Source organism: Novacetimonas maltaceti (assembly GCF_002906255.1).
Classification (GTDB): Bacteria; Pseudomonadota; Alphaproteobacteria; order Acetobacterales; family Acetobacteraceae; genus Novacetimonas; species Novacetimonas maltaceti.
This window is the reverse complement of sequence record NZ_POTC01000138.1, coordinates 1-995: the sequence shown is the minus strand read 5'-3', so window position 1 is coordinate 995 and position 995 is coordinate 1. Positions and strand designations below refer to the sequence as shown.

Annotated in this window: 2 protein-coding genes; both read right to left on the bottom strand. The window is 50.2% G+C overall.

Annotation, left to right across the window (positions count from 1 at the left end):
- Nucleotides 1–83: 83 nt before the first annotated feature.
- Nucleotides 84–635, bottom strand: coding sequence for a hypothetical protein (locus KMAL_RS16690; protein WP_146044267.1), 552 nt, complete (start codon nt 633–635; stop codon nt 84–86).
- 243 nt (nt 636–878) lie between these two features.
- A partial coding sequence (locus tag KMAL_RS16685) for a transposase (protein ID WP_018308590.1) occupies nt 879–995 on the bottom strand: 117 nt, incomplete at its 5' end.

The following is a 995-nucleotide window of genomic DNA, read 5'->3' as shown; positions in this document are numbered from 1 at the left end:
GCGAGAGACAACTCCCAATCTGCTCAAAACGCAGACTGGACGCCATCGCAAAAACCGTCAATCAAATCGCCAAAACCCAGAAATTACCGGCCAAGCACATCAATCAAGGGTTCTTCGATCCCTCCAACTAATTCTGTGATTTCGACATTCTCAAAGGACTGTTTGAAAGAGACAACTTGTGTCGCTTCAATATTGACCCACGCGTCCGCCCGAATACGTTGCGAGAACCACGCAGACGTTGAATCCACGAAACGGACACCGATGCCTATGACGAGATCCGATTGACCGATGAGTTCGAACAACCCGTTACGTGATTTTTGCCCGAAATATACCCCCAAATAGAGGGAACTATCCTCGGGACAAGTCCCTTTTGCTGTCGGCATAACGGCATAGGGCAAGCTCCATTTTTCGATGATCCGGAGAATGTCAGAAACTACCCCATAACGGTCCGCAAGGGCATCAATTAAAATGACGGGGGAGTGAGCACGCTCTAAGCGATGGACGAAAAAATTTATGACATTTGAAAGTATTGTTTTATCAGAACTTGGAAAACAATAATTCGGCGTGGGAGTGTTTCGCTCGCTAGGTGCGTCAACTATATCGGATGGAAGTTGTGCATAAACTGGAAGCTTCATAGTCCATGCGACTTTGATGAGTCGTAGCAATTCGGTTCCAGCGTTTTGGGCGGTGAGAGTACTCTGGGCTGAGGTAAATTGCTCGAACGCCTTAAGAACGTTTGTATAGTTGCCATCCGCGAGGGTGTGATGAAGGAGGGCTCCGGATCTAGACGCGTACTCCGGAGGTGCGCCTGAGAGAACAAGGACCGGCACATTCTCCGCATAAGCACCAGCAATGGCACTAAGGAGGCCTAGGGCCTGTTAGGGCTTGATCCAGTCTGCTGCGGCAGCGATGTGGATGACCGCGAGGAACGACGTTGCTGTTTTTTCATATCTGGTTGCGACAGCGCGCCACTCCTTGAGGCGAGCCCAGAGGTT

Bases quoted from the DNA above. Each gene is read 5' to 3' on its own strand.
- KMAL_RS16690 (WP_146044267.1), bottom strand. From the start codon at position 635: ATGAAGCTTCCAGTTTATGCACAACTTCCATCCGATATAGTTGACGCA.